General features: G+C 65.9%; 12 protein-coding genes. 4 read left to right on the top strand and 8 right to left on the bottom strand.

Annotated elements, in window-relative coordinates; translation table 11 throughout:
• Positions 1–20 precede the first annotated feature (20 nt).
• From IE101_RS10095 to IE101_RS10130, 8 genes are all read right to left on the bottom strand, one after another.
• Positions 21–809, bottom strand: coding sequence for a transporter substrate-binding domain-containing protein (locus IE101_RS10095; RefSeq protein WP_189633709.1), 789 nt, complete (start codon positions 807–809; stop codon positions 21–23).
• A gap of 13 nt (positions 810–822) precedes the next feature.
• Complete coding sequence (locus IE101_RS10100) at positions 823–3,387, bottom strand: AMP-binding protein (protein WP_189633710.1); 2,565 nt, start codon at positions 3,385–3,387, stop codon at positions 823–825.
• A gap of 70 nt (positions 3,388–3,457) precedes the next feature.
• Positions 3,458–4,495: a HesA/MoeB/ThiF family protein gene (locus tag IE101_RS10105; protein ID WP_189633711.1), complete on the bottom strand. Its 1,038-nt coding sequence runs from the start codon at positions 4,493–4,495 to the stop codon at positions 3,458–3,460.
• Entirely contained in the window at positions 4,495–4,962 is a 468-nt protein-coding gene (gene dut / locus IE101_RS10110) for a dUTP diphosphatase (RefSeq protein WP_189633712.1), read from the bottom strand. Before dut ends, IE101_RS10105 begins: the two co-directional genes overlap by 1 nt.
• A 136-nt stretch (positions 4,963–5,098) precedes the next feature.
• Positions 5,099–5,704, bottom strand: coding sequence for a nucleoside/nucleotide kinase family protein (locus IE101_RS10115; RefSeq protein WP_189633713.1), 606 nt, complete (start codon positions 5,702–5,704; stop codon positions 5,099–5,101).
• Positions 5,701–6,486, bottom strand: coding sequence for an ATP-binding cassette domain-containing protein (locus IE101_RS10120; protein WP_189633714.1), 786 nt, complete (start codon positions 6,484–6,486; stop codon positions 5,701–5,703). Before IE101_RS10120 ends, IE101_RS10115 begins: the two co-directional genes overlap by 4 nt.
• Positions 6,483–7,562, bottom strand: a complete 1,080-nt coding sequence (locus tag IE101_RS10125) for an ABC transporter permease (RefSeq protein WP_189633715.1) — start codon at positions 7,560–7,562, stop codon at positions 6,483–6,485. Before IE101_RS10125 ends, IE101_RS10120 begins: the two co-directional genes overlap by 4 nt.
• Positions 7,563–7,672: 110 nt before the next feature.
• Positions 7,673–8,686, bottom strand: a complete 1,014-nt coding sequence (locus IE101_RS10130) for a substrate-binding domain-containing protein (RefSeq protein ID WP_189633716.1) — start codon at positions 8,684–8,686, stop codon at positions 7,673–7,675.
• 223 nt (positions 8,687–8,909) lie between these two features.
• Here IE101_RS10130 and IE101_RS10135 point away from each other — a divergent pair, with 223 nt between their 5' ends.
• The 4 genes from IE101_RS10135 (at position 8,910) to IE101_RS10150 (ending at position 14,021) form a co-directional block, all read left to right on the top strand.
• A complete protein-coding gene (locus IE101_RS10135; RefSeq protein ID WP_189633717.1) occupies positions 8,910–9,341 on the top strand; it encodes an RbsD/FucU family protein in 432 nt (143 codons plus the stop codon).
• Positions 9,342–9,418: 77 nt separating this feature from the next.
• Positions 9,419–10,648 carry an ROK family transcriptional regulator gene (locus IE101_RS10140; RefSeq protein WP_189633842.1) on the top strand — a complete coding sequence of 410 codons (1,230 nt, stop codon included), beginning with the start codon at positions 9,419–9,421 and terminating at the stop codon, positions 10,646–10,648.
• A 198-nt stretch (positions 10,649–10,846) separates the two neighbouring features.
• Positions 10,847–13,684 (top strand): monovalent cation/H+ antiporter subunit A, encoded by a 2,838-nt coding sequence (locus IE101_RS10145; RefSeq protein WP_189633718.1) that lies wholly within the window; start codon positions 10,847–10,849, stop codon positions 13,682–13,684.
• A gap of 1 nt (position 13,685) precedes the next feature.
• Positions 13,686–14,021, top strand: a complete 336-nt coding sequence (locus IE101_RS10150) for a Na+/H+ antiporter subunit C (RefSeq protein ID WP_189633719.1) — start codon at positions 13,686–13,688, stop codon at positions 14,019–14,021.

The following is a 14,021-nucleotide window of genomic DNA, read 5'->3' on the forward strand; positions in this document are numbered from 1 at the left end:
CAGGGTTCTGATGATAGCGCTTACTGCCCCATCTTGTAGTCGAGGAACCACTTCTTGTCCAAGGCGGCAAGGGTGCCGTCGGCCTTCATTGCGGCAATGGCCGCATTGACCGGCGCCACCAGATCCGACCCTTTGGGGAAGATGAAGCCGAAATCCTCGGCCCCCAGCTTGTCGCCCACGATCTTCAACCCACCTTCCGAGGCCGCGACATAGCCGTTGCCGCTGGTGCCGTCCGTCAGCACAAGATCCACATCCCCCGCGCGCAGCGCCTCGACCCCAGCGCCGAAGGTTTCGAACATCTTGATGCGGGGGTTGGCCTCATTCCCGTCCAGCACCTCGTAGACGCCGACATAGAAGGGCGTGGTGCCGGGCTGTGCCGCCATCAGCAGATCGGGGTTTTCGGCAAAGGATTTGGCATCGGCAAAGCGGGTTTCATCGCCACGCACCATCATCACCATTTCCGAGCGCATATAGGCGTCCGAGAAATCGACCTGTTCCTTGCGGTCGTCGCGGATGGTGATGCCGGTCATGCCGATATCATATTGCCCACCTGATACCGCCGGGATCATAGCGTCCCAGCTGGTGTTTTCATAGCTGACGGCCATGTTCAGCCGCTTGGCGATCTCGGCCATGGCGTCATATTCCCAGCCGACGGCCGCACCACTGGCATCGATGAACTGCAACGGCGGATAGGCGTTTTCGGTCACCACCACCACCTCGCGCCCGGCCAGATCGGGCAGGCCCTCGGCCAGCGTTGCGGTCGCAGGGGCAGCCAGCAGAAGCGCGGTCAGCGCGACGGTCAGTTTCATCGACATCTCCCTGTCACAAAGATACCGGGGGACTATGACGCCGGGCCGTGAGGCTGGCAAGCCTCACCCGGCCCCGCAGTAGCGCCCGCTGCCCCGCCGCCAGCGCGATGCCCAGCCCGATCCCGCCCAGAATGGCCACCAGATCGGCCAGCGGCCCGGTCAGGCCCGGCAGGAACAGCGGCATCAGCCCTTCGGGCACCCAGCGATGGGTAAGATAGATGAAGAAGGTGGCCTGCGCGACCGTCACGATCGCCCGCACCAGCGGGCCAGGCAACCGCAGCGCCGGGACGTAAAGCAGCAGGACCGCCGCCACCGCCAGCCCGCCGTGCTTGATCCAGCCGCCGTACCAGTTGCCCCCCAGGATCGCGGCCCCCGGCATCAGCAGCGCAATCAGCCCCAGCACCAGCCAGTGCTGTCGCCCCCGCGCCGTGGCGATGCACCACCCCAGCGCACAAAGCCAAAAGACCCAGGGCAGCGTAAAAAGCTGCCGCGCCCCCACATTCCAAAGTGCCAGCCCCCAGATCCGCAGCGCCACCGCCGCCACCAGGAAGATCAGCCCAAAGCCAAAGGGGTTTCGCCCCGCAAAGCGCCGCACTGGCGGCACCGCAAAGGCCAGCGCGATGACCGCGATCATCTGCACCCAGACCTCGACGAACCAGTAAAGGTAGGGCAGCATCTGGTGGGTTTCCTGCTCGGTCACGCCAAAGGTGCCCAGCAGCAAGACCGAGACCCAGGGCACCTGCCCATAGACCAGCGCATAGACCCCCACGACCAGATAATAGGGCACCAGCACGCGCAGCAGCGGCCGGAACACCCGGCCCCAATCCGCCGCGACCAGCGCGGGCAGCTGAAAGCGCGCGAGGCTCCACCCCATCAGGATGATCATGGCGGCGGCACCGCCCCAGACCGGCCAGTCGGTCTGATGCTGCACCACCACCGCCAGAATGGCGAGAGCGCGGATCACCGCCTCCATCCCCACCCGCACCCTGCCGCCACGCGGCCGGGAGGTGGTGGGGGTTTGCAGCGCCTCAAGCTCGGCCAGTGTCAGGCGTTCCCAGCCTTCGGGGACATGGCCAAGGCTGCGTTCCAGAACCAGCGTCATCTCGACATGGCGCAGGGAATCGCCGCCCAGCCGTTCAAAACTGTCGCGCGGGCCGACGGGATGGGGATAGAAACAGTCCCGCATCGCCTGGCCCAGCCCCTTGGGTGCAACCCCGGGGGCCTGGCGCAGCGCCGCATAATCCACCTTGCCTGAGGGCAGCCGCGGCAGCGCAGACACAGCGCGGCAGGTCAGGTGGCTGCGCCCCAGCCCCGCCAAACGCAGGACCAGCGCCTGCAATTCGGCATCCGACAGGCCCGCAGGCACGGGTTCATGCACCACCGTGACCTGCCGGTCATCGCCAAAAACCGCGGCAGACAGACCGTGGCTTGCCAGCGCCGCCTCCAGCGCATCATGGCCCAGCCGCACGCCACCGATCTTGGAAAACCGCCCCGCGCGCCCCTTGATCCGGAACAGGCCCGCCGCATCACGCTCCGCCAGATCGTCGGTGTCCAGCTCTGCAAGCTCGGCCCCGCGGGCCAGATCGGCGCGGTCGAAGGCATAGCCCATCATCACATTCGGGCCTTGATAGATCAGCCGCCCGGTCAGACCGGGGGCGGTGATTTCGCGCCCCTTGTCATCACGCAGACGCAGCGTGCCGCCCGGCACGGCCCGCCCCACGGCATCGGGGTGATCCAGCACCAGATCGGGCGGCAGGATCGCCATGCGCGCCGTGGCCTCGGTCTGGCCATACATGACCACGAACTGCCCGCCCGCCTTCGCCTGATGACGCGCCCAGCGGGTCACGGCCTCGGGCTCCATCCGCCCGCCCGCCACCGTCATCATCCGCAGCGGCGGCAGCTCGGCTACCCTTTCCAGCAGACGATAGCTGTGCGGCACCCCGGCAAAGATCGTGCAGCCCGCCGACGCCATGGCCGGGCCAAAACCGTGGCGCTGCACGCTGCCCGGATGCAACCAGACCGACCCGCCCACCGCAAGCTGGCTGTTCAGCACTGAAAGCCCATAGGAATAGTGCAAGGGCAGGACCAGCGCCGCCCGATCCTCGGCCTGCAAGGCCAAGCCGGTGGCAATCTGCGCCGCATTGGCCGCCAGCGCCGCCGCCGAAATCCGCACCGCCTTGCCCGCCCCGGTCGAGCCCGAGGTTAACAAAACAAGCGCCAGATCCGGATGCACCCGCCCCCCCGGCGCCCGCCCCGGCCGCAAGACCCATTCGCCCCCGACCCGGGCATAGACCCAATCGGGCTGGAACCGCGCCTCGGCCCCGGCCAGAACCTCGGGCGCATCCGGCGGCATCGCCAGCACTGCATGGCCTGCCCGCAACGCCGCCAGATAGGCGATGATCGCCGCCGGCTCGCTTGCGAATTCCAGCGCCAGCAGGCCCTTGTCCCCCGGCAATTGCGCGGCAAACGCATCCGCCTGCGCCGCAAGCCCGGCAAAGGTCAGCCCCCCGCCCCCGGGCAGGATCAACGCCGGGCGATCACCCTGGCGCGCAATCTCTGTGAAAAAAGCAGGGGTCATCGGGGCCTCGCGTTTGCGCCCACCTAGCGTTCCCGACTATTTTCGTCAAACAAAAAACCAAGTGAAAATGTCAACCATGCGTGACCCCACAAACCGGGCATTCCGGCCGGGGGCGCAGGGCAATCACCCGCGTCTCGGCATAAAGCGCATCATGGATCATCAGCCGCCCGGCCAGCGTCTGGCCCGCCCCGGTCAGATGCTTGACCGCCTCCATCGCAAGGATCGACCCGATCACCCCCGGCAAAGGCGCAGCGACCCCCGCCTCGGCACAGGTCGGCACCATGCCCGGCGCGGGACGCTGCGGAAAGACGCATTGGTAGCAGGGCGCCCCCGCCGCAGGATGATAAAGCGACACCTGCCCCTCCCACTGCGTGATGGCCCCCGCCAGCAGCGGCTTGCCCAGCTCCACCGCGACCCGGTTCACCAGATAGCGCGTGTCGAAATTGTCCGTCCCGTCGATGATCAGGTCATACTCCGCCATCAGAGCCGCGGCATCTGCCTCGGTCAACCGCCGCTGATAGGGCCGCACCTCGACAAAGGGGTTCAGCGCGCGCATCGCCTCGGCCGCGGAATGGACCTTGGGCATGCCGATCCCCTGATCGCGGTGGATGATCTGGCGCTGCAGGTTCGAAGTGTCGACCAGATCGTCATCGACAACCCCGATGGTGCCAACCCCCGCCGCCGCAAGGTAAAGACAGGCCGGGCTGCCCAGCCCCCCGGCGCCGATCACCAAAACCCGCGCGGCCTTCAACCGCTTCTGCCCCGGCCCGCCAATCTCGCGCAGCAGGATATGGCGGGCATAGCGGTTCAGCTCCGCCTCACGGAACGTCCCCGCAACCGGCGCAGCCTCACCCGGCGCACCACGCCGCCGCAACCGCCGCAGCAAGGCGCCATAGCCCAGCACCGCCGCCGAAACGCCGCCAAGGACCAGCAGACCCCGCGGATCGCCCCCGAGCGCCGCGCGCATCCCCCCCTCCGGCAGCACGAACAGCGCCGAAACCGCCACCGCCCAAAACCCTGCCATCAGCGCAAGCCGCAGCGCCACCGGCACCCGCATCGCCCAGCCGATCCCCCAGATCACCGCAAAGATCAGCAGCAGCACCCCCATCAGCGCCGCCCCGTCGACCCAAAGCCGCCCTCGCCGCGCTCCGTCTCCCCCAGACGGTCCACCACGGCAAAGCGCACCTGAACCACCGGTGCGACGATCATCTGGGCGATGCGGTCCCCATGCTGGATGGTATAGGGCTCGGCCCCCAGATTGATCAGCGCCACCCCCAAAGGCCCGCGATAATCGCTGTCGATGGTCCCGGGCGTATTGGGCAAGGTGATCCCATGCTTGGTCGCCAAACCAGACCGCGGCCGGATCTGCATCTCATAGCCCTGCGGAATCTCGACCCGCAGCCCCGTCGGCACGATCCGCCGCTCCATCGGCGCCAGTGTCACCCCGGACGCGCGCAGTTCCGGCGGAAGATTGGCCCGCAGGTCGGCCCCCGCCGCACCCGGCGTCTCGTAAGCGGGCAAGGGCAGATCGCGGTCCGCCCCGTCTTCCCACAAAATCCGCAGCTCCGGTGCCATGGCGCCCTCCCCTTTTCCCTGTTCATGGAACGCGCCGCGCCCCAAGACAAGCCCCGGCTGCGGGCATTTTCTGTCTCTAAATATCCTCAGGGGGTGAATTGGCCAAAGGCCAAGAGGGGGCGTGAACGCCCCCTGCCTACCGCACCACGATCTCTGCGGCCACCGACTCGCGGACCACGCGCCGCGCATTGGGAATGTCGTTGGAAAGCGCACGCAGGCGCGCGGCCTCGGGCGTATGGTCGAAATCGATCCAGCGCTGGATCAGACGCCGTTCCAGTTCGGCCTCGGGCACATCCAGCGCGATGGTCAGGTCATAAAAGGCCCGCGCTTCCGCCCATGGGGTAGCATCAAGCAAAAGGTAATTCCCCTCGACGATCAGGATCCGATCCTCCGGCCCCACCACGTCGCCCCCTGCCCGCGCCAGATCAAGGCTGCGGTCAAAGATCGGGATCACCACCTCGGGCTCGACCGTCAGGCGCTGCACCAGATGGACGAACCCCTTGGCATCGAAACTCTCGGGGCAGCCCTTCCGGGCGATCAGACCGCGTGCCTCAAGCACAGGATTGTCCAGATGGAACCCATCCATCGGCACCACCCGCGCGCCCGCGCCAAGTTCGGCCACCAGCGTCGCGGCGAGCGTCGATTTGCCTGCCCCCGGCGCACCAGCAAGGGCGGTGATGAACCGCCCCTGCTTTGCCGTCGCCCGGCGACGGATGTCTTCTGCCAGCGCCTGCGGCGTCATACCGGCTCCGTCACGCCCTCGGGCAGCTTCGCCCCGGTCATGAAGGCCACCGCATCCGACATGCTGTAATCCTGCGGACGGATGACGCAGAGCCTGCGCCCCAGACGGTGGATATGGATGCGGTCCGCGACCTCGAACACGTGGGGCATGTTGTGGCTGATCAGGATGATCGGGATGCCCCGCGCCCGCACATCACGGATCAGCTCCAGAACCCGGCGGCTTTCCTTGACGCCCAGCGCCGCCGTCGGTTCGTCAAGGATCACCACCTTCGACCCGAAGGCCGCCGCGCGGGCCACGGCCACACCCTGGCGCTGACCACCCGAAAGCGTCTCGACCGCCTGGTTGATGTCTTGGATGGTCATCAGGCCAAGCTCGGACAATTTCTGCCGTGCAAAGGCCTCCATCCGCGGGCGATCCATCTGGCGGAAGACCTGCCCCATGATGCCCGGCTTGCGCCACTCGCGGCCAAGGAACATGTTGTCCGCGATCGACAGCGCGGGCGACATGGCCAGGTTCTGATAGACCGTCTCGATGCCCGCGTGGCGCGCATCATCCGGGCTGCGGAAATTGACCGGCTTGCCGTCCAGCTCGATCGTGCCGTGGTCGGGGGTCACGGCCCCCGACAGCGCCTTGATCAGCGTGGACTTGCCCGCACCGTTGTCGCCGATCACGGCCAGAATCTCGCCCGGCATCAGATCGAAGTCGGACCCGTTGATGGCAACCACGGTGCCGTAGCGCTTCATCAGGCCGCGGGCCTTCAGGATCGGTTGAACATCGGTCATTGCGAAGCCCTCCGCAGCGATTGGTCCAAGGCAACGGCGATGATCACAAGGCACCCGGCCGCGAACATCTGCCAATAGTCATCCACACCTGCCAACGACAGGCCGGTGGTGAAGACCTGCACGATGAAGGCCCCCAGAACCGACCCGACGATCGACCCACGCCCGCCAAAGAGCGATGTGCCGCCAATCACCACGGCTGTGATGGATGCCAGGTTCACCGTCTCGAAGCTGATCGGTGACACAGATCCGACACGCCCGATGGCGATCCAGGCTGCGAAACCACAGATCAGACCCGCCACCGCATAGACCGAAATCAGCGTGCGGCTGACATTGATCCCCGACAGCATCGCCGCATCCGGGTCATCCCCGATGGCATGAACATGGCGCCCCCATGCGGTATGGTTCAGAACATACCACAGCACCGCCGCCAGCACGATCAGCATGATGCCGCCGTAAAGGATCGAGGCACCGCCGATATTGAAGCCCTTGCCGAACCAAAGCAGGTTCGCGGCTTTTTCCTCGATGTCCGCGTTACGGATCGATTCCGACTGCGAATACCAAAGCTTCAGCGCCCGGAAGATCGAGAAGGTGCCCAGCGTCACGATGAAGGGCGGCAGTTTCAGACGCGCCACCAGCACGCCGTTCACCAGCCCCATCAGCGCACCAAAGGCCATGCCGATCAGTACCGCCAGCCACACCGGGAACCCGGCATAGACCGCGAGATTGCCCATGATGAGCGAGGACAGCACCAGAATCTCGCCCACCGACAGGTCAATCCCCGCCGTCAGGATCACCAGCGTCTGCGCAAGCGCCACGAAGCCCGTGACCGTCACCTGCTTGAGGATGGTCGAAAGCGCACCGATCTGGAGGAAGCGGTCGGCAATGATGCCGAAAGCGAGGATCGAAATCAGCAGCACCAGCGCCGGGATCAGCGTCGGGTTCTTCCGCAGGGCGGATCTGATCCGATGCGACAGCGTCTGGTCATCCTTTTCAAAGCTTGCCACGGCGGTATCGGCCTTGGTCAGCACTGCTTCGTAATCGGAAATCGTTTTGGTTGGTGCGTCGTCCGTGCTCATCGCCGCAGATGCCCCCTGTTCCGGTGAAAATGGGAACGGCAGCCGAAGCTGCCGGAGAAGAGGGGCGGCCCCGCGGCCGCCCGTCCAGCGTTCAGGTGGTCAGACCGGGATCAGCCCCAGCACAGCTCCAGACCTTTGGCCGAGTCGATCGAGGGCACGCCTTCGACCGGCTTGTCGGTGACAAGGTTCACACCGGTATTGAAGAAGTTCAGACCTTCCGAAGCGGAGGGCTTGGTGCCATCCTTGACGAAAGCGGCGATCGCTTCAACGCCCTTCGAGGCCATATCCAGCGGATATTGCTGCGAAGTCGCGCCGATCACGCCGGCCTTGACGTTTTCAACACCCGGGCAGCCGCCATCGACCGAAACGATCAGGGCTTCCTTGCCCGCGGCCTTCAGCGCCTGGAAGGCACCTTCGGCGGCCGGTTCGTTGATGGTGTAGACCACGTTGATATCCGGGTCTTTGGCCAGCAGGGTTTCCATCGCGCGCTGACCGCCCTCGGGGTTCGCATCCGAGGATTCGTGGCCGATGACGCGCGGGTCGGTTTCCGAACCCATCACGGTCAGATCCGGCACTTCGATGCCGAAGCCAACAAGGAAGCCGGTATCACGGGCCACGTCGACCGAGATGTTGTCCTTGTTGATGTCCAGCATGGCGATCTTGGCCTCGGCAGCCTTGTCACCCAGCTGGGCCTTGGCCCAGGCACCGATCAGCTTGCCAGCTTCGAAGTTGTCGGTGGCAAAGGTCATGTCCTGCGCTTCGGCATCACCCAGGGGCGTGTCCAGCGCGATGACCAGCAGGCCGGCGGCGCGGGCGTCTTTCAGCGCCGGAGCGACCGAGTCATTCGAGGCGGTGATCAGGATGCCTTTGGCGCCAGCGGCAACACAGTTTTCGATGGCGGTGATCTGCGGGGCCGCGTCGCCATCTTTTTCACCGGCATAGGCCTGGAAATCCATGCCCAGCTCTTTCGCCTTGGCCTCGGCACCCTCTTTCATCTTCACAAAGAAGGGGTTCGAGTTGTTCTTGGTGATGAGACACACAAGATCGCCGGCCGATGCGGTGCCAGCCATCAGGGCAAGCGCGGCTGCACCCAGCAGGGCGGTGGTCTTCAGTTTCATTGTCATTCCTCCCAAGGAAAAGGGGGTCGTTGCCCCCCCGGTTCAAGCTGTGGCGCCCAAGCTCCCAACCCGGCGTCGGGGGTCAGATGACCCGATTCGCACCAAATCGTCAAGATAAATAAATCACTCTGATTTAGTATTGACACCTCGCCCAATCAGGCATCACTTTGCGAAATACTGCGCCAGAAACGGGCGTCGGGCACGAATCTTACAAAAGGAGCGGAAAAAGATGCTGATCGGCATCCCTCCCATTTTAGGCCCCGAACTGCTGGCCACCTTGCGGGCCATGGGCCACGGGGATGAAATCGCCCTTGTGGACGGCAACTATCCCGCCCAGGAACATGCCCGCCGTCTGGTGCGGGCAGATGGTCACGGCATCGTGGCGCTGCTCGACGCGATCCTGACCGTCATGCCGCTGGATGAGGACGTGCCCGCCCCCATCCTTCGTGCCGCCCTGAACAACGATCCGGCGCAGCGCGCAGCCTTTCATGACCAGATCGACGCCCTGGGCGCGGCGCGGGGCGTGCAGGTGCAGCCGCTTGCAGGGGCGGATCTCTACCCCCGCATCCGGGCGGCGCATACCATCGTCGCCACCAGCGAAGGGGCGCTTTTCGGCAATGTCATTCTCCGCAAGGGCGTAGTGCGGGCCGCCACCCCTTGAAGCGGCCGGACAATCGGGTCATGGCTCGGCGCCGCGGACAGGGAGGAGACAGAGAGGAGGAGGACGTGCGCAACGCGATGGACATCCCGCAGGACAGGACCGGCGCAGATCTGCAGCCGCAGCCCGCCAGCACGGCCCGCGGGTCGAACCAATCGGGGATGCGCGCGCACAACGAACGCCTCGTTCTCAGCCTCGTGCGGCAGCATGGGGCATTGGCCAAATCCGATATCGCCCGCATGACCGGCCTTTCGGCGCAGACCGTTTCGGTCATCATGCGCGCGCTGGAACAGGATGGCCTGCTGTTGCGGGGCGAGCCGGTGCGCGGGCGGATCGGCCAGCCTTCGGTTCCGATGTCCCTGGCGGCAGAGGGGGCCTTTTTCCTCGGGCTGAAGATCGGGCGGCGATCGGCGGATCTGACGCTGGTGGATTTCACCGGACAGGTGCGGGCGACGCGGCGCAAGGTCTATCGCTACCCCACCCCGGATACCGTTCTGGCCTTCGTGCGGCTTGCGCTGCCCGACCTGACCCAGACCCTGCCCCCCGCCGCACGCGACCGCATTGCCGGCATGGGTGTGGCCATGCCCTTTCAGCTTTGGAGCTGGGTGCAGTATATCGGCGCCCCACAGGCCGAGATGGATGCCTGGCGCACCCGCGACATTCAGGCCGAACTTGCCGAGGTGGCGGGGATGCCCGTCACCGTGCAGAATGACGCCACCGCCGCCTGCGGCGCCGAACTGGTGTTCGGAACGGGCGAAAAACCGAATGATTTCCTCTATTTCTACTTCGGCACTTTCATTGGTGGCGGGCTGGTGCTGAACGGGCAGCTGTTCACCGGCCGATCGGGCAACGCGGCAGGCGTGGGGCCGATGCTGGTGCCGGGGCCCGACGGGCGGATGCGGCGGCTGATCACGGTGGCATCGCTCTCGGCGCTGGGGGCGGCGATGGATGCGGCGGGCGAGGCATCCGACCAGCTGTGGGAAAGCCCCGGCCCCTGGACCATCAGCCAGCCGGTGCTGGACCGCTGGATGGATGACGCGGCCGAAGGGCTCGCGGCGGCAATCCTCAGCGCCTCGGCACTGCTGGAGCTGGGTGCGGTGCTGATTGACGGCTGGATGCCCCCCGAAATCCGCGCCGCCGTGGCCGAGCGCGTCAATGCCGCCTTCTATCGGCTGGACCTGGCCGGGATCGACCCGCCGCTGATCCGCGAGGGCACCATCGGAGCCGAGGCCCGGTCGCTGGGCGCAGCGGCCATTCCCCTGTCGCAGCGCTTCTTGCTGGAACAGGGTGCCGTCCTGACCGAAGGCTGACCCCCACCGGGACAGCGGGACACGGCAAAGATCTATCACAGCTTGCAAAAATGCCGTTTGAGGAACCTGTCGCGATGTCATCGCCTTGACAGGCCGAAAGGTATTGGCCGACACACGACACAGCCCCATATGGCTGATACGTCCGAACGTCCGCCACCGGCCGCGCCCGCGGCCCCAAAGATCTGGAAACGCCCCGGTATGTCTCTTGCCCTGATCGCTGCGCTGCCTTTTCTGGGGGCCCTGCTGCCCGGCCTGCTGATCCGCGTCAGCCGCACGGCCTGCGCCACGGTCACCGGATCTGTCACCCTGCTGGCCCTGATCGGGCTGGGGCTGCATGCCCCCGCCGTCCTGCGGGGCGAGGTGCTGACCACCCGCTTCGAATGGCTGCCGCAGCTGGGGCTGAACGCCACCTTCATGCTGGATGGGCTGGGGCTATTGTTTGCCGGGCTGATCCTGGGGATCGGCCTGCTGATTATTCTTTACGCCCGCTTCTACCTGTCGGACCGCGACCCGATGGGGCAGTTCTATACCTATCTCATGCTCTTTCAGGGCGCGATGGTGGGGATCGTGCTGTCGGACAACATCCTGCTTCTGCTGGTGTTCTGGGAGCTGACCTCGCTGTCGTCCTTCCTGCTGATCGGCTATTGGAAACACCTGCCCGAAGGGCGGCAAGGCGCGCGCATGGCGCTGGCGGTAACGGGCGGCGGCGGCCTGGCGATGATCGCGGGGATGCTGATCCTGGGCCAGATCGCGGGGTCTTATGACCTGAGTGTGATCCTGCAAGCCGGCGATGCGATCCGCGCCTCGGACTGGTATCTGACCGCGCTGGTGCTGATCCTGCTGGGGGCCTTTGCGAAATCGGCGCAGTTCCCGTTCCACTTCTGGCTGCCCCATGCGATGGCCGCGCCGACCCCGGTTTCGGCCTATCTGCATTCGGCCACGATGGTGAAGGCGGGCATCTTCCTGATGGCGCGGATGTGGCCCGTCCTGTCCGGCACGCCCGAATGGTTCTGGATCGTATCGCTGACCGGACTGTTCACGATGGTGATGGCGGCCAAGATCGCCTTCTACCAGACCGACCTGAAGGCACTGCTGGCCTTTTCGACCGTGTCGCATCTGGGCCTGATCACCATGCTGCTGGGCTTTGGCACCAAGGCTGCGGCAACGGTTGCGATGTTCCACATCGTCAACCACGCCACATTCAAGGCGGCACTCTTCATGTCGGCCGGGATCGTGGACCACGAGACCCACACGCGCGACATCCGCAGGTTGGGCGGGCTGCGGCATCTGATGCCGCTGACCTTCACCATCGCCGCGATCACGGGCCTGTCGATGGCGGGCATTCCGCCCTTCAACGGGTTCCTGTCGAAAGAGATGATGCTGGAAGAGGCCGCCCATGCGCCGCATTGGATGATTCCGGCGCTGGTCTGCATCGGGGCGGCACTGTCGGTCGCCTATTCCTTCCGGCTGGTGGCACAGACCTTCCTCGGCCCCCAGCGGGACGACTATCCCCATCATCCGCATGATCCGGGCATCGGGCTTTGGGGGGCCCCTGCCCTGCTGGCGGTGCTGGTGGTGCTGATCGGTCTGATGCCCATGACCATGGCGACCTGGCTGGTCGATGCAGCGGCAGGGGCGGTCACGGGTGGACCTGTGCAGGTGAAGATCGCGCATTGGCACGGCCTGGGCAGCCCCGCGCTGTGGATGTCGATCGGGGCTGTGGGCGGGGGTCTTCTGCTGCTGGGGCTGCATGGGCCGCTGGATGCGATCTGGCGCCGCATGCCCCGGCCCGAGGGCAAGCGCATCTTCGACGCGCTGATCGAGCCCTTCGCCCGCCTGTCCGCCGCCCTAACGGGCGCGGTGCATGACGGGGCGATGGGGCGTTACCTGTGGATCGGCGGCGCGACCATGCTGGGCGTGGGCGCCTATGCCTTCTTTACGGGGGGCCATGCGCCCGGAACGCTGCCACTGACCCCGGTTGATCCGATTGCGGCGGCGGGGTGGCTTGCGCTCATGGTCGCTTCGGCCGGGGTGGGCGTGCTGCACCACCAGCGCCTGCTGACGCTGGTGCTGATCGGGGTGATCGGGTTGATCGTCTCGGTCGCCTTCGCCTATCTCTCGGCCCCCGACCTTGCGCTGACCCAGATCTCGGTCGAGGTGGCGACGGTGATCCTGATGCTGCTGGCGCTGAACTTCCTGCCCAAGACCACCCCGCGCGAAAGCGGCCACCTGCGGCGCGGCCGGGATGCGGCACTGGCCGGGCTGATCGGGCTGGGCGTGGGCGGCCTTGCCTATATGCTGATGATGCGCGGCTTCGCCTTCCCGACCATCGCCGATTACCACATGGCCAATTCCAAGGCGCTTGGCGGCGGCACCAATGTGGTGAACGTGATCCTTGTCGACTTCCGCGGCTATGACACTTTCGGCGAAATCACCGTTCTGGGCATCGCCGCCACGTTGATCTTCGCCCTGACCGAGGCGCTGCTGCGCCCCGGCCCAGCCAATGACCGCCTGCGCAACTGGCGCAACGACACGCCTGACGCGGGCGACCGCCACCCGCTTATGATGGTCGTGGCCACGCGGATGATGCTGCCCATTGCGCTGATGGTGGGGATCTACATCTTCCTGCGCGGCCATAACGTGCCGGGCGGCGGCTTCATCGCCGGGCTGGTCGTGTCGATCGCGCTGGTGATGCAATACATGGCTTCGGGCTTTGGCTGGACCGCGGCGCGCCAGAAGATCGACTATCACGGGCTGATCGGCGCAGGTGTGCTGATCGCGGCGGCCACGGGCATCGGGTCCTGGTTCGCGGGGCGGCCCTTCATGACCTCGACCTTCGGCTATGTCGAAATCTGGCCGCTCGAGAAGTTCGAGCTGGCGACCGCCGCGCTTTTCGACCTCGGGGTTTTCCTCACGGTGCTGGGGGCGGTGATGCTGGCCCTGTCGTCGCTGACGCGCATCGCGATCCGCGCGGGCCAGACCGTGAACACCGAAGCCTACGACATGCAGGACAAATTCGACCGGGAGACGCACTGACATGGAAATCCTTGTCGCTTCGGCCATCGGCCTGATGACCGCGGTGGGGATCTATCTGATCCTGCGGCTGCGCACCTTTCCGGTGATCGTCGGGCTTTCGATGATCTCTTATGCCTGCAACGTCTTCATCTTTGCCTCGGGGCGGATCGTGGCGGGGTTGCCGCCGATCCTGTCCCCGGACGCCGCCGCCTACACCGACCCGATGCCACAGGCGCTGGTGTTGACGGCCATCGTCATTTCCTTCGGGATGACGGCAGTGCTGGTGATGATGGCGCTCGGCGCCTTTTTCGAGGCGGGCGACGACCGCATCGACCTGGATGACGGGGGGGCCAAGTGA

It is taken from the genome of Gemmobacter lanyuensis (assembly GCF_014652355.1).
Classification (GTDB): Bacteria; Pseudomonadota; Alphaproteobacteria; order Rhodobacterales; family Rhodobacteraceae; genus Gemmobacter; species Gemmobacter lanyuensis.